Below are 18459 nucleotides of genomic sequence, written 5' to 3' on the forward strand. Positions count from 1 at the left end.
TCGTTAACTTTTTTGTAACTTAATTACGGCGTGAAGGTAAATTTTCACTAAACAGACGAAAATAAGTGGTCGGATGAGTGGTAAAATTACAAACAAAGCGATATTATTTTAGCCAGGTCACAGATTTTGAATTTTCCGGATGACGTTTCCGGCCAACTATAGGGGAGAAAATATGGATCTTTATAAAGAGTATCCGGCTCATATCGTGTTCATGCGTCGCACTTTCGCCGTAGTGGCTGGTGTACTGGCCCTGCCGGTGATGCTGTTCTGGAAAGATCGTGCACGTTTTTACAGCTATCTACACCGCGTCTGGGCGAAAACCAGCGAGAAGCCGGTGTGGATGGACCAGGCCGAGAAAGCGACCTGCGATTTCTACTGATACTAAGACGACACACAGCAATAAAAAAACCGCCAACAGCAATGTGGCGGTTTTTTTGTCCCTCGGGATTCGCGGTCCGTTGGGTGGTCTTGCAAGCTCTCACCAGAGACTGAAGATCTTACTGTTTCTTAATCAATAATCAAACGCTGCTTCTTTAAATATAATCTTAAAAGTTTGCTCAGACGATTCCGGCCAGTATGAAAGCCGACTACCATGCAGCGTCCCTTTCCGCCATCTCGCACATGGGCACCGGTCCCGGGAAAGGTGTTACCACAACCGTAAGGCAGGCTTTCGCCAGAGCTTGTGTCCACCGATTTATCACCGGTGGTAAACGGTGGAGCGGTTAGCTGCAGGGACCGCATAGTGAAACGCTATATATGCATTGCGTTCATTGTCGCCAGCGTACTTGTGGTAAAGCGTGATGAACCGATTATGTTCATTGCATTCACCACGATGGCGCAGGACAAGTAGCGTTAAGGCCGCCTCGGGCGGCCTTTTTTATTTCATCCCGTCTACACTTCATGGCAAAGTACAGTAAAAGCTCGCCGCTTTTTCCTTTGGTGGCGTGCCCTTACGGACATAATGGATATTTGCCTGGAGTTTTATGCCCACCCATCTGGTTTGGTTTCGCGCGGACCTGCGCGTACATGACAACATCGCTCTCGCGGCAGCCTGCCGCTCTCAGGATGCCAGGGTGCTGGCGCTGTTTATCGCTACGCCTGGCCAGTGGCAGCAGCATGATATGGCGCCGCGACAGGCGGCTTTTCTCAGCGCACATCTGAACGACTTGCAACGCTCGCTAGCCGAAAAAGGCATTCCATTGATTTATAAAGAGGTCAGTGACTTCGCTGCGCAGCTTCTGACGATACAGGAAGTCTGCCAGCAGAACGATGTCACGCATCTTTTTTATAACTACCAGTACGAACTGAACGAGCGTCAGCGGGATCGTCAGCTGGAGACGTTACTGAGCGGTGTTCAGTGTCAGGGATTTGATGACAGCGTGATGCTGGCGCCGGGCAGCGTCATGACCGGCGGCCATGAAATGTACAAGGTGTTTACGCCCTTTAAAAATGCCTTTGTGAAACGCCTTAAAGAGGTGCTGCCGGAGTGCGTACCCGCGCCCTCCACCAGAGGGGATGCCATAACCGATCTGCCTGAATTAACGTTTAACTATCCCCAACAGGCATTCGATGCGCTTCTGTTTCCCGCAAACGAGAAGGCCGCTATCGCGAAGCTGCGCCAGTTTTGCAAACAGGGCGCAGAAGACTATGACGCGCGCAGGGATTTCCCGGCAATTGAAGGAACCAGCCGTTTATCCGCGAGCCTGGCGTTGGGCGTCCTTTCTCCTCGCCAGTGTTTACATCGTCTTCTGGCGGAGCAGCCTCAGGCGCTGGATGGTGGCTCAGGCTCGGTGTGGCTGAACGAACTTATCTGGCGCGAGTTTTATCGCCATCTTATGACGTATCACCCTGATTTATGTAAGCATCGTCCATTCATTTCCTGGACCGATAACGTAAAATGGCAGCACGATGTAGTGCTTTTAGAGGCCTGGCAGAAGGGTGAGACAGGCTATCCGATTGTGGATGCCGCAATGCGCCAGCTGAATGAAACCGGGTGGATGCACAACCGCCTGCGGATGATTACCGCCAGCTTCCTGGTAAAAGATCTGCTTATCGACTGGCGTGTCGGGGAGCGCTATTTTATTTCCCGGCTGATCGATGGCGATCTGGCGGCGAATAACGGCGGCTGGCAGTGGGCGGCCTCAACCGGTACCGATGCGGCACCTTATTTCCGCATTTTTAATCCCACGACCCAGGGGCAAAAATTTGATGCCAACGGCGACTTTATTCGCTACTGGTTACCCGCGCTCAGGAATGTTCCTGCTAAAGCGATCCACGACCCGTGGACATGGGCGGATAAACAGGGCGTGAAGCTCGATTATCCGCGTCCGATTGTCGACCATAAACAGGCGCGCGTCGCCACGCTGGCGGCCTATGAAGCCGCCCGCAAAGCTTGAGAGAGTGATGATGAAAAACAGCGAACTGGAAAGCCTGATTAACGAAAAACTGAATACCGTCTCCTTTAGCGACTACGGCCCGAATGGCCTGCAGGTGGAAGGACGCGAAACGGTGCAGAAAATTATCACCGGCGTGACGGCAAGCCAGGCGCTGCTGGACGAGGCGGTTCGTCAGGAAGCCGACGCGGTGATTGTTCATCACGGCTACTTCTGGAAAAACGAATCGCCGATTATCCGCGGTATGAAGCGCAATCGTCTGAAAACGCTGCTGGCGAATGACATCAACCTGTACGGTTACCATCTGCCGCTGGATGCGCATCCGGAGCTGGGGAATAACGTTCAGCTGGCGCGATTATTAGGCATAACCGTGATGGGCGAAATTGAGCCGCTGGTGCCGTGGGGCGAGTTAGCGATGCCGGTGCCGGGGCTGGAACTGGCCTCATGGATAGAAGCGCGTCTCGGGCGTCGTCCCCTGTGGTGCGGCGATACCGGGCCCGATCTCGTGAAGCGTGTTGCCTGGTGTACCGGGGGCGGGCAAGGCTTTATCGATAGCGCCGCGCGCTTCGGTGTCGATGCGTTTATTACCGGTGAAGTTTCTGAGCAGACGGTTCACTCCGCCCGGGAGCAGGGGCTCCATTTCTACGCGGCAGGCCACCATGCGACGGAGCGTGGCGGCATTCGCGCCCTCAGCGAGTGGCTGACGGAAAATACCGATCTGGATGTGACCTTTATTGATATCCCTAATCCGGCCTGATGAGAGGTAGTTAAGTGCAGCGAGCGCGTTGTTATCTTCTGGGTGAAACCGCAGTGGTACTGGAGCTGGAGCCGCCTGTTACACTGGCGACGCAAAAGCGAATCTGGCGGTTGACCCAGCGTCTGGCCGACATGCCAGAGGTGGTTGAGGCCATTCCAGGTATGAATAACATTACCGTCGTGCTGCGTAGCCCGCACACGCTGGCGCTGGATGCTATCGAACGTTTACAGCGCTGGTGGGAAGAGAGTGAAGCGCTGGAGCCTGACTCCAGAACGATTGAGATCCCGGTGGTGTACGGTGGCACGGGGGGACCCGATCTCCCGTTTGTCGCGGAACACTGCGGGTTAACGGAAAAGCAGGTCGTCGAGCTGCACGCTTCGGTTGATTACGTTGTCTGGTTCCTGGGGTTTCAGCCGGGATTCCCGTACCTTGGCGGGCTCTCCCCGCGGCTGCATACGCCGCGTCGCGCGGAGCCTCGCCTGAGTGTACCGGCTGGCACCGTCGCAATAGGCGGCGAGCAGACCGGTATTTATCCCCTGGCTTCGCCTGGCGGCTGGCAGCTTATCGGACATACGTCCATGCCGTTATTTGAACCCGGACAGGCATCGCCGGTCCTGTTGCGTGCCGGCGATGCCCTCCGCTTTATTCCGCAGAAGGAGGGGGTATGTTAACGCTTATTCGCGCCGGGCTTTACACTTCCGTTCAGGATGCGGGCCGCTTTGGCATGCGCCAGTCTGGCGTGAGCTATTGCGGCGCGCTGGACAGGCCCGCGCTGGAGATTGCTAATGTGCTGGTGGGCAACCCCGGCAATACGGCTGCGCTCGAAATTACGCTCGGGCAGTGTGTCATTGAGTTTGGTCAGGAGACCTGGTTTGCCTTAACCGGCGCCGGGTGCGATGCCACGCTGGATGGCAAAGCGGTCTGGACCGGCTGGCGGCTGCGGGCGAAAGCCGGACAGCGTTTAACGCTTAAGCGTCCTCTGCACGGGGTGCGCAGCTATCTTGCGGTCGCGGGCGGGATTGACGTGCCGGAGGTGCTGGGGTCAGCCAGTACCGATCAGAAAGCTGGCATTGGCGGTCACGAAGGACGGTTGCTACGCGATGGGGACCGTCTGGCGATTCACCCCTCTGCGCGCCACTTCTCGACGGCTCAGGGGGTGAAGCAACTGCTCTGGGGCAACCAGATCCGCGCCTTACCAGGGCCGGAATATCATGAGTTCGACGAGGCCTCTAAAGAGTCTTTCTGGCGCTCGCCGTGGAAGCTCAGCCCACAAAGTAACCGTATGGGCTACCGTTTGCAGGGGCAGCCGCTGACCCGTACGACAGACCGTGAATTGCTTTCCCACGGCTTATTGCCCGGCGTCATCCAGGTGCCGGGCAACGGTCAACCGATAGTGTTGATGAATGACGCGCAAACAACGGGCGGTTACCCGCGTATTGCCTGCATTATTGAAGCCGATCGCTACCATCTGGCGCAAATCCCCCTGGGGCAGCCGATTCATTTCGTGCAATGTTCTCTGGAGGAGGCGCTCAAGGCGCGTCAGGATCAGCAGCGTTATCTGGAACAACTGGCGTGGAGGCTCGATGGTAAAGATTGATTTAAACGCCGATCTGGGCGAGGGCGGTAGTGCTGACGCTGAACTGATGACGCTGGTTTCGTCGGTTAACATTGCCTGCGGTTTTCACGCGGGCGATGCCCAAACGATGCTTGAGAGCGTGCGAAACGCCATCAAAAACGGCGTGGCGGTGGGGGCTCACCCGAGCTTTCCGGATCGGGAGAATTTTGGCCGTACCGCGATGGATCTCCCGCCGGAGACGGTTTACGCCCAGACGCTCTATCAGACAGGCGCACTGGAGGCGATTGTTCGCGCCGAGAACGGTGTGCTGCGCCACGTGAAGCCGCACGGCATGCTCTACAATCAGGCGGCAAAAGATCCCGTTCTGGCTGACGCCATCGCCCGCGCGGTACGGGACTGCAACCCGCAGTTGATACTGGTTGGTCTGGCGGGGAGCGAGCTTATTCGTGCGGGGCAGCGTCTGGGGTTAACCACGCGTCAGGAAGTCTTTGCCGACAGAGGGTATTTGCCTGATGGCAGCCTGGTCCCCCGGTCCCAGCCCGGCGCGTTAATCACCGATGCGTCTCAGGCGCTGGCACAGACCCTTCAGATGGTGCGTGAGGGGACCGTCAACGCGACGGATGGCTCAACGGCCAGCGTACAGGCGGAAACGGTTTGTTTACACGGCGATGGCGAACATGCGCTGCAGTTTGCGCGCCGCTTACGGGCGGCTTTTGCAGAGCAAGGTATTCTCGTTAGCGCCTGATCATCATAAGGACAGAAAAATGCCAGAAGGCCCGGAGATCCGTCGCGCGGCGGATAGCCTCGAGGCGGCGATAAAAGGTAAACCGCTGACGGATGTCTGGTTTGCTTTCCCTCAACTGAAACCGTTTGAAGCCCCGCTGGTGGGGCAAACGGTGACGCATATTGAAACGCGCGGAAAAGCGTTGCTTACGCACTTTTCCCATAACCTGACGTTATATAGCCACAACCAGCTTTACGGCGTGTGGCGCGTGGTTAACGCGGATGAACAGCCGCAAACCACCCGCGTGCTGCGCGTCAGGCTGCAAACGGCAGAGAAAGCGATCCTGCTGTACAGCGCATCTGATATCGAAATGTTAACGCCTGAGCAACTGCTTACGCACCCGTTCTTACAGCGGGTCGGGCCCGACGTGCTGGATATGCGCCTGACGGCGAGCGATGTCAAAGCCCGCTTGTTGTCTCCCAAATTCCGCAACCGGCAATTTTCCGGGTTATTCCTCGATCAGGCGTTTCTGGCCGGACTTGGCAACTACCTGCGGGTGGAAATCCTCTGGGAAGTCGGGCTGGCGCCGCAGCACAAAGCGTCTGAGTTAAGTGATGACCAGCTGGAGGCGCTCTCTCATGCCCTGCTGGATATTCCGCGGCTGTCGTATAACACGCGCGGGGTGGTGGATGAGAACAAGCATCACGGGGCGCTTTTCCGGTTCAATGTGTTTCATCGGGCGGGGAAAAAGTGCGAGCGGTGCGGCGGGATTATAGAGAGGGCAATGCTCTCCTCAAGACCGTTTTACTGGTGTCCACATTGTCAAAAATAAAAAAGCCGGGTAGCGGCTACGCCTTACCCGGCCTACGTTTCGCATTTGTAGGCCCGGTAAGCGGTAGCGCCACCGGGCTTAACTTTTAGCGCTTCAGATCAGACTTAAAATCACGCTGCTCGTAGCCGGTGTACAGCTGACGAGGACGGGCGATTTTCATGCCTTCGCTGTGCATTTCGTTCCAGTGCGCAATCCAGCCAACGGTACGGGCCATGGCGAAGATCACGGTGAACATGGAGGACGGAATACCCATCGCTTTCAGAATAATGCCAGAGTAGAAATCGACGTTCGGATAGAGTTTCTTCTCGATGAAGTACGGGTCGTTCAGCGCGATGTGTTCCAGCTCCATCGCCACTTCCAGCAGATCATCTTTAGTGCCCAGCTCTTTCAGCACTTCGTGGCAGGTCTCGCGCATTACGGTTGCGCGTGGGTCGTAGTTTTTGTAAACACGGTGACCGAAGCCCATCAGGCGGAAGGAGTCATTCTTATCTTTCGCACGACGCACGAATTCAGGAATGTGCTCAACGGTGCTGATCTCTTCCAGCATCTTCAGTGCTGCTTCGTTCGCGCCGCCGTGCGCCGGTCCCCACAGGGAGGCGATGCCCGCAGCGATACAGGCGAACGGGTTAGCGCCTGAAGAGCCTGCGGTACGGACGGTAGAGGTCGATGCGTTCTGTTCGTGGTCAGCGTGCAGGATCAGAATACGGTCCATTGCGCGTTCCAGCACCGGGTTCACTTCGTACTCTTCGCACGGTGTGGAGAACATCATGCGCAGGAAGTTACCCGCGTAGGAGAGGTCATTGCGTGGGTACACAAACGGCTGGCCGATGGAGTATTTGTAACACATCGCCGCCATGGTAGGCATTTTGGACAGCAGACGGTAAGCGGCGATCTCACGGTGACGCGGGTTATTCACGTCCAGAGAGTCGTGGTAAAACGCCGCCAGCGCACCGGTAATCCCGCACATCACCGCCATCGGGTGAGAGTCACGACGGAACGCATGGAACAGACGGGTGATCTGCTCATGGATCATGGTGTGACGGGTCACGGTGGTTTTAAATTCATCGAACTGAGCCTGTGTCGGTTTTTCGCCGTTCAGCAGGATATAGCACACTTCCAGATAGTTGGATTCGGTGGCTAACTGATCGATAGGGAAGCCGCGATGGAGCAGGATACCTTCGTCACCGTCAATGAAGGTGATTTTGGATTCGCAAGATGCGGTAGAAGTAAATCCAGGGTCAAAGGTAAACATCCCTTTGGAACCCAGCGTACGGATATCAATAACATCCTGACCGAGCGTGCCTTTTAGCACATCCAGTTCAATAGCATCATCACCATTTAGGGTGAGTTTTGCCTTAGTATCAGCCATTTACGGTCTCCTTAGCGCCTTATGCTTAAGACTGCGCTTTACCGGATTTGCCTTCAGCTGTTAATCATCGTTACCAGATTGTTATTTGGCTTACCGCTCAGCTCACGAGGACAAACCAGGGTACAGAGCTATGGCGCCTTGCAGGTAAACGAATGAAATATCAGTGAAACCACAGCAAATCAGCGTTTTTGCAGTCCGAATTATTCAAACCTGTATATCACTAATAACTGTCCTGATAACTTCGGTCAATACCATCACACTGTTACATAACTATTTGTCAGGTGAAAGTGAGACCTCATAACTTTTGCGCATTATATGCCTTTTCTGATGACGTTTGTAACAATATTGTTTAACATTTGTCAAATCAGATGATTAAAAATTAAAAAGATGTTGTTATCGTGACCCTGATCACTGTTCCAGAGAAAACCCAACAAACTGTATGTAGGTTAATTGTAATGATTTTGTGAACGGCCTATACTGCCGCCAGGTCTCCGGAACACCCTGCAATCCCGAGCCACCCAGCGTTGTAACGTGTCGTTTTAGCATCTGGAAGCAATGTTTTGCATGACGCGCAGTTATAGAAAAGGAACGCTGCTTGACCCGCATCGCAGTCCGGAGGAAGGAAACAATAAGAACAGCATGTGGGCGTTATTCATGATAAGAAATGTGAAAAAACAAAGACCTGTCAATCTGGATCTGAAAACGATCCGGTTCCCTGTAACAGCAATAGCGTCCATTCTGCACCGTGTTTCAGGTGTGATTACGTTTGTGGCGGTCGGCATTCTGCTGTGGTTACTGGGTACCAGCCTCTCTTCCCCTGAAGGATTCCTCCAGGCCTCGGCCATCATGAACAGCTTCTTCGTGAAATTCATCATGTGGGGCATTCTGACTGCACTGGCGTACCACGTTGTGGTGGGTGTTCGCCATATGCTGATGGACTTTGGCTATCTCGAAGAGACCTTCGAAGCCGGGAAACGCTCCGCTAACATTTCATTTGTGATTACAGTCGTGCTTTCACTTCTTGCAGGAGTTCTCGTATGGTAAGCAACGCCTCCGCATTAGGACGCAACGGCGTACATGACTTCATTCTGGTCCGTGCTACCGCCATCGTTCTCACCCTTTACATCATCTATATGATCGGTTTCTTCGCCACCAGCGGGGAGCTTACGTGGGAAATCTGGAGTGGGTTCTTCGGATCGGCCTTCACCAAAGTGTTCACCCTGCTGGCGCTGTTCTCCATCCTTATTCATGCCTGGATTGGTATGTGGCAGGTGCTGACCGATTACGTTAAACCTCTGGCGATTCGCCTCCCTCTGCAGCTGGCCATTGTTGTTGCTCTGGTGGTTTACGTTATTTATGGATTTGTTGTGGTGTGGGGTGTGTAATGAAACTGCCAGTCAGAGAATTTGATGCTGTCGTCATTGGTGCGGGTGGCGCAGGTATGCGTGCCGCACTGCAAATTTCCCAGAGCGGCCAGAGCTGTGCGCTGCTCTCTAAAGTCTTCCCAACCCGTTCCCATACTGTGTCTGCGCAGGGCGGTATTACCGTTGCGCTGGGTAACTCCCATGAAGATAACTGGGAATGGCACATGTACGACACGGTAAAAGGTTCCGATTACATCGGTGACCAGGATGCCATCGAATATATGTGTAAGACCGGCCCGGAAGCGATTCTGGAGCTGGACCACATGGGTCTGCCGTTCTCCCGTCTGGAAAATGGCACCATCTATCAGCGTCCGTTTGGCGGCCAGTCGAAAAACTTCGGCGGCGAGCAGGCGGCACGTACCGCGGCGGCGGCTGACCGTACCGGTCACGCACTGCTGCACACCCTGTATCAGCAGAACCTGAAAAATCACACCACCATCTTCTCCGAGTGGTATGCGCTGGATCTGGTGAAAAACGCCGATGGCGCAATCGTCGGTTGTACCGCACTGTGCATCGAAACCGGTGAAGTCGTTTACTTCAAAGCCCGCGCAACCGTGCTGGCGACCGGTGGTGCAGGCCGTATTTACCAGTCCACCACCAATGCTCACATCAACACCGGTGACGGGGTCGGTATGGCTATCCGCGCGGGCGTGCCGGTGCAGGATATGGAGATGTGGCAGTTCCACCCAACCGGTATCGCCGGTGCGGGCGTACTGGTAACGGAAGGTTGCCGTGGTGAAGGCGGTTACCTGCTGAACAAACACGGCGAGCGCTTCATGGAGCGTTATGCCCCGAATGCGAAAGACCTGGCGGGTCGTGACGTGGTGGCGCGTTCCATCATGATCGAAATCCGTGAAGGCCGCGGCTGTGATGGCCCATGGGGTCCGCATGCGAAGCTGAAACTGGACCATCTGGGTAAAGAGGTGCTGGAATCCCGTCTGCCGGGTATCCTGGAACTGTCGCGCACCTTCGCGCACGTCGACCCGGTGAAAGAGCCGATCCCTGTCATCCCAACCTGCCACTACATGATGGGCGGTATTCCGACCAAAGTGACCGGGCAGGCGCTGACCGTAAACGAGCAGGGCGAAGATGTGGTTATCCCTGGCCTGTTCGCGGTGGGCGAAATCGCCTGCGTATCGGTACACGGTGCTAACCGTCTGGGCGGCAACTCCCTGCTGGACCTGGTGGTGTTTGGTCGTGCGGTGGGTCTGCATCTGCAGGAATCCATTGCCGAGCAGGGTGCGCTGCGTGATGCGACCGACGACGAAATTGATGCTTCTCTTGAACGCCTCAACCGCTGGAATGGCAACCGTAACGGCGAAGATCCGGTGGAAATCCGTAAAGCGCTGCAGGAGTGCATGCAGCACAACTTCTCGGTATTCCGCGAAGGCGACGCGATGGCCAAAGGTCTTGAGCAGCTGAAAGCGATCCGCGAGCGTCTCAAAAACGCCCGTCTGGACGACACCTCCAGCGAGTTCAACACCCAGCGCGTAGAGTGTCTGGAACTGGATAACCTGATGGAAACCGCGTTCGCGACCGCGATGGCGGCAAACTTCCGTACCGAAAGCCGTGGCGCCCATAGCCGCTTCGACTTCCCGGAGCGTGACGATGAAAACTGGCTGTGCCATTCCCTGTATCTGCCAGAGTCGGAATCCATGACGCGTCGTAGCGTCAATATGGAACCGAAACTGCGTCCGGCGTTCCCGCCGAAGATTCGTACTTACTAATGCGGAGACAGGATAATGAAACTCGAATTCTCAGTTTATCGTTATAACCCGGATGTTGATGATGCTCCGCGTATGCAGGACTACACCCTGGAAGCGGAAGAAGGTCGTGACATGATGCTGCTGGATGCCTTAATCCAGCTGAAAGAGAAAGATCCGACCCTGTCGTTCCGTCGCTCCTGCCGTGAAGGGGTCTGTGGCTCCGACGGTGTGAACATGAACGGCAAAAATGGCCTGGCCTGCATCACGCCAATTTCAGCGTTGCAGCGTCCGGGGCAGAAAATTGTTATCCGTCCTCTGCCAGGTCTGCCGGTCGTGCGTGATTTGGTGGTAGACATGGGGCAATTCTATGCACAATATGAGAAGATTAAGCCTTACTTATTGAATAATGGGCAAAATCCACCCGCTCGTGAGCACTTACAGTCTCCTGAGCAGCGTGAAAAACTCGATGGGTTGTACGAGTGTATTCTTTGTGCATGTTGTTCAACGTCCTGCCCGTCGTTCTGGTGGAACCCGGACAAGTTTATCGGCCCGGCCGGTCTGCTGGCTGCCTATCGCTTCCTGATCGATAGCCGCGACACCGAAACCGAAAGCCGTCTGGAAGGACTGAGTGACGCTTTCAGTGTATTCCGCTGCCATAGCATCATGAACTGCGTCAGTGTGTGTCCGAAGGGGCTGAACCCGACGCGCGCCATCGGCCATATTAAGTCGATGCTGCTGCAGCGCAGTGCGTAAGTAAATTTGCCGGACAGCGCTGCGCTTATCCGGCCTACGAGTCTGTAGGCCCGGTAAGCGTAGCGCCACCGGGCAAAATGCAGAAACCTTTAAAAACTGCCCTGACGTTTAGACAGTTTCTAAAGGTTCCTTCGCGGGCCAAATGAAAAGAGCTCGCAGGTGAACCCCGGCACGTACACGGTGTGTACGTGGTAGTTTCTACGGCGAAAGTAAGCATAAAAATGCTTAAGGGATCACGATGCAGAACGGCGCAATGAAAGCCTGGCTGGACTCTTCTTACCTCTCTGGTGCCAACCAGAGCTGGATAGAACAGCTCTATGAAGACTTCTTAACCGATCCTGACTCAGTGGACGCAAACTGGCGTTCCATGTTCCAGCAGTTGCCTGGCACGGGAGTCAAACCGGATCAATTCCATTCCAAAACACGTGATTATTTCCGTCGTCTGGCGAAGGATGCCTCACGTTACTCTTCTGCGATTTCCGACCCTGACACCAATGCGAAGCAGGTTAAAGTCCTGCAGCTTATCAACGCTTATCGCTTCCGTGGTCACCAGCATGCGAATCTCGATCCGCTGGGACTGTGGAAACAAGACCGTGTGGCCGATCTCGATCCGGCGTATCACGATCTGACCGAGGCCGATTTCCAGGAAAGCTTTAACGTAGGTTCCTTTGCCATCGGCAAAGACACGATGAAGCTGGGCGATCTGATTGACGCGCTCAAGCAAACCTACTGCGGCTCCATCGGCGCGGAATACATGCACATTACCTCTACCGAAGAGAAACGCTGGATCCAGCAGCGCATCGAATCCGTAGCAGGCCACGCGACCTTCTCGGCTGACGAGAAAAAACGCTTCCTCAATGAACTGACGGCAGCGGAAGGGCTTGAGCGCTATCTGGGCGCGAAATTCCCGGGCGCAAAACGCTTCTCGCTGGAAGGCGGCGATGCGCTGGTGCCGATGCTGAAAGAGCTGATTCGTCACGCAGGCAAGAGCGGCACCCGTGAAGTGGTGCTGGGCATGGCGCACCGTGGTCGTCTGAACGTACTGGTCAACGTGCTGGGGAAAAAACCGCAGGACCTGTTCGACGAATTCGCGGGCAAACATAAAGAACACCTTGGCACCGGTGACGTGAAGTATCACATGGGCTTCTCGTCTGATATCGAAACCGAAGGCGGTCTGGTTCACCTGGCGCTGGCATTTAACCCGTCACACCTGGAGATCGTCAGCCCGGTGGTTATCGGTTCCGTGCGTGCGCGTCTGGATCGTCTGGATGAGCCAAGCAGCAATAAAGTGCTGCCAATTACCATCCACGGTGACGCCGCGGTCACCGGGCAGGGCGTGGTTCAGGAAACCCTGAACATGTCTAAAGCGCGTGGTTATGAAGTGGGCGGTACCGTGCGTATCGTCATCAATAACCAGGTGGGCTTCACCACCTCTAACCCGCTGGATGCGCGTTCTACCCCATACTGTACCGACATCGGTAAGATGGTTCAGGCGCCGATCTTCCACGTTAACGCGGACGATCCGGAAGCGGTCGCCTTCGTGACCCGTCTGGCGCTGGACTTCCGTAACACCTTCAAACGCGATGTGTTCATCGACCTGTTCTGTTACCGCCGTCACGGCCACAACGAAGCCGACGAGCCAAGTGCAACCCAGCCGTTGATGTACCAGAAAATCAAAAAACACCCGACCCCGCGCAAAATCTACGCTGACAAGCTGGAAAGTGAAAAAGTGGCGACGCTGGAAGATGCGACCGAGATGGTCAACCTCTACCGCGACGCGCTGGATGCAGGTGAATGCGTGGTGAAAGAGCTGCGTCCGATGAACATGCACTCCTTTACCTGGTCGCCGTACCTCAACCACGAGTGGGATGAGAGCTACCCGAACAAGGTCGAGATGAAGCGCCTGCAGGAGCTGGCTAAACGCATCAGCACCGTACCAGACGCTATTGAGATGCAGTCTCGCGTGGCAAAAATTTATGCTGATCGCCAGGCTATGGCCGCAGGCGAGAAGCTGTTCGACTGGGGCGGCGCGGAAACGCTGGCTTACGCGACACTGGTTGACGAAGGTATTCCTGTTCGTCTGTCCGGTGAAGATGCGGGCCGTGGCACCTTCTTCCACCGTCACGCGGTCGTGCATAACCAGTCCAACGGTTCAACGTACACCCCGCTGCAGCACGTGCACAACGGTCAGGGCCAGTTCAAGGTCTGGGACTCCGTGCTGTCTGAAGAAGCGGTGCTGGCCTTCGAATACGGTTACGCCACGGCTGAACCGCGTACCCTGACTATCTGGGAAGCGCAGTTCGGTGACTTCGCCAACGGCGCGCAGGTGGTTATCGACCAGTTCATCTCTTCCGGCGAGCAGAAATGGGGCCGTATGTGTGGCCTGGTGATGCTGCTGCCGCACGGTTATGAAGGTCAGGGCCCGGAACACTCCTCCGCGCGTCTGGAACGTTATCTGCAGCTCTGCGCTGAGCAGAACATGCAGGTCTGTGTACCGTCCACCCCGGCTCAGGTTTACCACATGCTGCGTCGTCAGGCGCTGCGCGGTATGCGCCGTCCGCTGGTGGTGATGTCGCCGAAATCCCTGCTGCGTCACCCGCTGGCGGTTTCCAGCCTGGATGAACTGGCCAACGGCACCTTCCTGCCAGCTATCGGTGAAATTGATGAGCTGGATCCGCAGGCCGTGAAGCGCGTGGTGATGTGTTCTGGTAAGGTTTATTACGACCTGCTGGAACAGCGCCGTAAGAACGATCAGAAAGATGTCGCCATCGTGCGTATCGAACAGCTTTATCCGTTCCCGCACCAGGCGGTGCAGGAAGCGCTGAAACCGTACGCTCACGTACATGATTTTGTCTGGTGCCAGGAAGAGCCGCTCAACCAGGGCGCATGGTACTGCAGCCAGCATCATTTCCGTGAAGTGATTCCATTTGGGTCAGCCCTGCGCTATGCAGGTCGCCCGGCCTCCGCCTCTCCGGCGGTAGGGTATATGTCCGTTCACCAGAAGCAGCAACAAGATCTGGTCAATGACGCGCTGAACGTCGATTAATTAAAGGATACATAATGAGTAGCGTAGATATTCTTGTTCCCGACCTGCCTGAATCTGTAGCAGATGCGACCGTCGCTACCTGGCACAAAAAACCAGGCGATGCCGTTAAGCGTGATGAAGTGCTGGTAGAAATCGAAACTGACAAAGTGGTACTGGAAGTACCGGCTTCGGCGGATGGCGTTCTGGACGCAGTGCTGGAAGATGAAGGTACCACCGTCACCTCTCGTCAGATCCTGGGTCGCCTGCGTGAAGGCAACAGCGCGGGCAAAGAGTCCAGCGCGAAATCTGAAGAGAAAGCCTCTACCCCGGCTCAGCGCCAGCAGGCTTCTCTGGAAGAACAGTCTAACGACGCGCTCAGCCCGGCGATCCGTCGCCTGCTGGCTGAACACAGCCTTGACCCGGCAGCCATCAAAGGCACTGGTGTGGGCGGTCGTCTGACCCGCGAAGACATCGACAAACACCTGGCGAAAGCGCCTGCTCAGGCAGAAGCGAAAGCGCCAGCGGCAGCCCCTGCAGCCCAGCCTGCTCTGGGCGCGCGCAGCGAAAAACGTGTCCCTATGACTCGCCTGCGTAAGCGTGTGGCTGAGCGTCTGCTGGAAGCGAAAAATTCCACGGCGATGCTGACCACCTTCAACGAAGTGAACATGAAGCCAATCATGGACCTGCGTAAGCAGTACGGTGACGCCTTCGAAAAACGTCACGGTATCCGTCTGGGCTTTATGTCCTTCTACGTGAAAGCGGTGGTTGAAGCGCTGAAACGCTACCCGGAAGTGAATGCGTCCATCGATGGCGATGACGTGGTTTACCACAACTACTTCGACGTCAGCATGGCGGTTTCGACCCCACGTGGCCTGGTGACTCCGGTCCTGCGTGATGTTGATACCCTGGGTATGGCTGACATTGAGAAAAATATCAAAGAGCTGGCTGTGAAAGGCCGCGACGGCAAGCTGACCGTAGAAGACCTGACCGGCGGTAACTTCACCATTACCAACGGCGGTGTATTCGGTTCACTGATGTCTACCCCAATCATCAACCCGCCACAGAGCGCGATTCTGGGTATGCATGCCATTAAAGATCGTCCTATGGCGGTAGACGGTAAAGTGGAGATCCTGCCAATGATGTACCTGGCGCTCTCTTACGACCACCGCCTGATCGACGGCCGCGAATCCGTGGGCTTCCTGGTCGCCATTAAAGAGCTGCTGGAAGATCCAACGCGTCTGCTGCTGGACGTCTAGTAACCATTTAGCATCACCTGCCCTGTAGGCCGGATAAGCGTAGCGCCATCCGGCACACAGACCGCGCCGGTCTACAGGTTTGAAGATAACGATTACCCTGAAGGATGGATAGAACACATGAACTTACATGAATATCAGGCCAAACAGCTGTTTGCCCGGTATGGCTTACCGGCTCCGGTGGGTTATGCCTGTACTACCCCGCGTGAAGCAGAAGAAGCCGCATCTAAAATCGGTTCCGGCCCGTGGGTAGTTAAGTGTCAGGTTCACGCTGGTGGCCGTGGTAAAGCGGGCGGTGTGAAGGTTGTTAAGAGCAAAGAAGAGATTCGTGCGTTTGCTGAACATTGGCTCGGCAAGCGTCTGGTGACCTACCAGACAGACGCGAACGGCCAGCCGGTTAACCAGATCCTGGTTGAAGCGGCGACTGATATCGCGAAAGAGCTGTACCTGGGCGCGGTGGTTGACCGTAGCTCCCGTCGCGTGGTGTTCATGGCGTCTACTGAAGGCGGCGTGGAAATCGAAAAAGTGGCGGAAGAGACCCCACACCTGATCCACAAAGTGGCTATCGATCCGCTGGCAGGTCCAATGCCTTACCAGGGTCGTGAGCTGGCGTTCAAACTGGGTCTGGAAGGCAAACTGGTTCAGCAGTTCACCAAGATCTTCATGGGTCTGGCGACGATCTTCCTGGAGCGCGACCTGGCGCTGATCGAGATCAACCCGCTGGTGATCACCACTCAGGGCGATCTGATCTGCCTCGACGGCAAACTGGGCGCTGACGGTAACGCCCTGTTCCGCCAGCCGGATCTGCGTGAAATGCGTGACCAGTCTCAGGAAGATCCACGTGAAGCGCAAGCTGCACAGTGGGAGCTGAACTACGTGGCGCTGGATGGCAACATCGGCTGCATGGTTAACGGTGCGGGCCTGGCAATGGGCACCATGGACATCGTTAAGCTGCACGGCGGCGAGCCAGCAAACTTCCTCGACGTAGGCGGTGGCGCAACCAAAGAGCGCGTAACCGAAGCGTTCAAAATCATTCTCTCCGACGACAATGTGAAGGCCGTTCTGGTTAACATCTTCGGCGGCATCGTACGTTGCGACCTGATCGCTGACGGTATTATCGGTGCGGTAGAAGAAGTGGGCGTTAACGTTCCGGTTGTTGTACGTCTGGAAGGTAACAACGCTGAACTCGGCGCGAAAAAACTGGCTGACAGCGGCCTGAATATTATTGCAGCGAAAAGTCTGACGGATGCAGCTCAGCAGGTTGTTGCCGCAGTGGAGGGGAAATAATGTCAGTTTTAATTAATAAAGATACCAAGGTTATCTGCCAGGGCTTCACCGGTAGCCAGGGGACTTTCCACTCTGAACAGGCGATTGCCTACGGTACGCAGATGGTTGGCGGCGTAACGCCAGGTAAAGGCGGCACCACGCACCTGGGTCTGCCGGTGTTCAACACCGTGCGTGAAGCTGTAGAAGCGACGGGCGCCACCGCGACCGTGATCTACGTTCCGGCTCCGTTCTGCAAAGACTCTATTCTGGAAGCCATCGATGCAGGCATTAAGCTTATTATCACCATTACTGAAGGCATCCCGACGCTGGATATGCTGACCGTGAAAGTGAAGCTGGACGAAGCGGGCGTGCGCATGATCGGCCCGAACTGCCCAGGCGTTATCACCCCGGGCGAATGCAAAATCGGCATCATGCCGGGCCACATTCATAAGCCGGGCAAAGTGGGTATCGTTTCCCGTTCCGGTACCCTGACCTATGAAGCGGTTAAGCAGACGACCGATTACGGCTTCGGCCAGTCCACCTGTGTGGGCATCGGCGGTGACCCAATCCCGGGCTCTAACTTCATCGACATCCTGAAGCTGTTCCAGGAAGATCCACAGACCGAAGCGATCGTCATGATCGGTGAGATCGGTGGTAGCGCGGAAGAAGAAGCGGCGGCCTACATCAAAGAACACGTGACCAAGCCTGTTGTCGGCTACATCGCGGGCGTGACTGCACCGAAAGGTAAACGTATGGGTCACGCAGGCGCAATCATCGCCGGTGGTAAAGGTACGGCTGATGAGAAATTTGCCGCGCTGGAAGCCGCAGGCGTGAAAACCGTTCGCAGCCTGGCGGATATCGGCGAAGCACTGAAATCCATCATTAAGTAAGTCCTCTCTGCTCCCCGGAAGGGGGGCGTTGCAGTATAAAAAATGTCCGTTTCGACATGGTTGGCCGCTGTAAAGCGGCCTTTTTTATTGCCTGCCGGGCGTCATGCAATAGTCACAACTGGGTGTTAATTAGAGAGGATGTAAAAGTAAAATAATTGTTATTTATTTGCCTTAAGAGAGCAGATGGAAAAAAACAAAAAACGTACTAAAATTTATGTCCTGAATAAATCAGTCATTAAGCATTACTAAGTTAATAAAAATCACTTCTGTTTATATTCATCCGTTGATTCGATAACCTTAATTGTATTTCATATACATATCTTTAACATGGTTTTTACCATGTTCACCACATCAAAACACAATTAACACATAGAATTGTTTTTGATTTAAATCAATGTTTAATCCTTGGAAAAAGGCGCCGAAAAGCGCTAAATTGTTCCCGATCAAAATGGCCGAAAAGTGGTAATTTTGCTATAAATTGATCGCCGTCG

The 18459-nt window shown here is 55.1% G+C and carries 16 protein-coding genes; 15 read left to right on the forward strand and 1 reads right to left on the reverse strand.

Features of this window, described 5'->3' with window-relative positions:
• The first annotated feature begins 172 nt into the window (after positions 1-172).
• The 7 genes from SP99_RS06250 (at position 173) to nei (ending at position 6282) form a co-directional block, all read left to right on the forward strand.
• Complete coding sequence (locus tag SP99_RS06250) at positions 173-379, forward strand: YbfA family protein (protein ID WP_014069366.1); 207 nt, start codon at positions 173-175, stop codon at positions 377-379.
• Between the two features lie 604 nt (positions 380-983).
• A complete protein-coding gene (gene phrB, locus SP99_RS06255; protein ID WP_047958035.1) occupies positions 984-2396 on the forward strand; it encodes a deoxyribodipyrimidine photo-lyase in 1413 nt (470 codons plus the stop codon).
• A 10-nt stretch (positions 2397-2406) separates the two neighbouring features.
• Positions 2407-3150, forward strand: coding sequence for a type 2 GTP cyclohydrolase I (locus tag SP99_RS06260; RefSeq protein ID WP_025756368.1), 744 nt, complete (start codon positions 2407-2409; stop codon positions 3148-3150).
• A 14-nt stretch (positions 3151-3164) separates the two neighbouring features.
• Positions 3165-3821 carry a 5-oxoprolinase subunit PxpB gene (gene pxpB, locus SP99_RS06265; RefSeq protein ID WP_047958036.1) on the forward strand — a complete coding sequence of 219 codons (657 nt, stop codon included), beginning with the start codon at positions 3165-3167 and terminating at the stop codon, positions 3819-3821.
• A complete protein-coding gene (gene pxpC / locus SP99_RS06270; RefSeq protein ID WP_047958037.1) occupies positions 3815-4747 on the forward strand; it encodes a 5-oxoprolinase subunit PxpC in 933 nt (310 codons plus the stop codon). The genes pxpB and pxpC overlap by 7 nt, the downstream gene beginning before the upstream one ends.
• Positions 4734-5471 carry a 5-oxoprolinase subunit PxpA gene (gene pxpA, locus SP99_RS06275; protein ID WP_045286163.1) on the forward strand — a complete coding sequence of 246 codons (738 nt, stop codon included), beginning with the start codon at positions 4734-4736 and terminating at the stop codon, positions 5469-5471. The genes pxpC and pxpA overlap by 14 nt, the downstream gene beginning before the upstream one ends.
• Before the next feature lie 19 nt (positions 5472-5490).
• The gene (gene nei / locus SP99_RS06280) at positions 5491-6282 is read left to right on the forward strand and encodes an endonuclease VIII (protein ID WP_047958038.1); all 792 of its coding nucleotides are present in this window, start codon (positions 5491-5493) and stop codon (positions 6280-6282) included.
• An 85-nt stretch (positions 6283-6367) separates the two neighbouring features.
• On the opposite strand, the gene SP99_RS06285 is transcribed toward nei, so the two are convergent.
• Positions 6368-7651: a citrate synthase gene (locus tag SP99_RS06285; RefSeq protein WP_025756373.1), complete on the reverse strand. Its 1284-nt coding sequence runs from the start codon at positions 7649-7651 to the stop codon at positions 6368-6370.
• 639 nt (positions 7652-8290) lie between these two features.
• Here SP99_RS06285 and sdhC point away from each other — a divergent pair.
• From sdhC to sucD, 8 genes are all read left to right on the forward strand, one after another.
• Positions 8291-8695: a succinate dehydrogenase cytochrome b556 subunit gene (sdhC, locus tag SP99_RS06290; protein ID WP_020684965.1), complete on the forward strand. Its 405-nt coding sequence runs from the start codon at positions 8291-8293 to the stop codon at positions 8693-8695.
• Positions 8689-9036, forward strand: coding sequence for a succinate dehydrogenase membrane anchor subunit (gene sdhD, locus SP99_RS06295; protein WP_012016623.1), 348 nt, complete (start codon positions 8689-8691; stop codon positions 9034-9036). The genes sdhC and sdhD overlap by 7 nt, the downstream gene beginning before the upstream one ends.
• Positions 9036-10802, forward strand: a complete 1767-nt coding sequence (sdhA, locus tag SP99_RS06300) for a succinate dehydrogenase flavoprotein subunit (protein WP_025756374.1) — start codon at positions 9036-9038, stop codon at positions 10800-10802. Before sdhD ends, sdhA begins: the two co-directional genes overlap by 1 nt.
• A gap of 15 nt (positions 10803-10817) precedes the next feature.
• Entirely contained in the window at positions 10818-11534 is a 717-nt protein-coding gene (gene sdhB / locus SP99_RS06305; RefSeq protein ID WP_014883037.1) for a succinate dehydrogenase iron-sulfur subunit SdhB, read from the forward strand.
• A gap of 238 nt (positions 11535-11772) precedes the next feature.
• Positions 11773-14580 (forward strand): 2-oxoglutarate dehydrogenase E1 component, encoded by a 2808-nt coding sequence (sucA, locus tag SP99_RS06310; protein WP_045286158.1) that lies wholly within the window; start codon positions 11773-11775, stop codon positions 14578-14580.
• A gap of 14 nt (positions 14581-14594) precedes the next feature.
• On the forward strand, positions 14595-15815 hold the full coding sequence (gene odhB, locus SP99_RS06315) for a 2-oxoglutarate dehydrogenase complex dihydrolipoyllysine-residue succinyltransferase (RefSeq protein WP_047958039.1): 1221 nt from the start codon (positions 14595-14597) through the stop codon (positions 15813-15815).
• Positions 15816-15932: 117 nt separating this feature from the next.
• A complete protein-coding gene (gene sucC / locus SP99_RS06320) occupies positions 15933-17099 on the forward strand; it encodes an ADP-forming succinate--CoA ligase subunit beta (protein ID WP_006809579.1) in 1167 nt (388 codons plus the stop codon).
• Positions 17099-17968, forward strand: a complete 870-nt coding sequence (gene sucD / locus SP99_RS06325; protein ID WP_008501094.1) for a succinate--CoA ligase subunit alpha — start codon at positions 17099-17101, stop codon at positions 17966-17968. The genes sucC and sucD overlap by 1 nt, the downstream gene beginning before the upstream one ends.
• Positions 17969-18459 lie beyond the last annotated feature (491 nt).

Origin of the sequence: Enterobacter sp. BIDMC92, from assembly GCF_001030225.1 — a bacterium.
GTDB lineage: Bacteria > Pseudomonadota > Gammaproteobacteria > Enterobacterales > Enterobacteriaceae > Enterobacter > Enterobacter sichuanensis.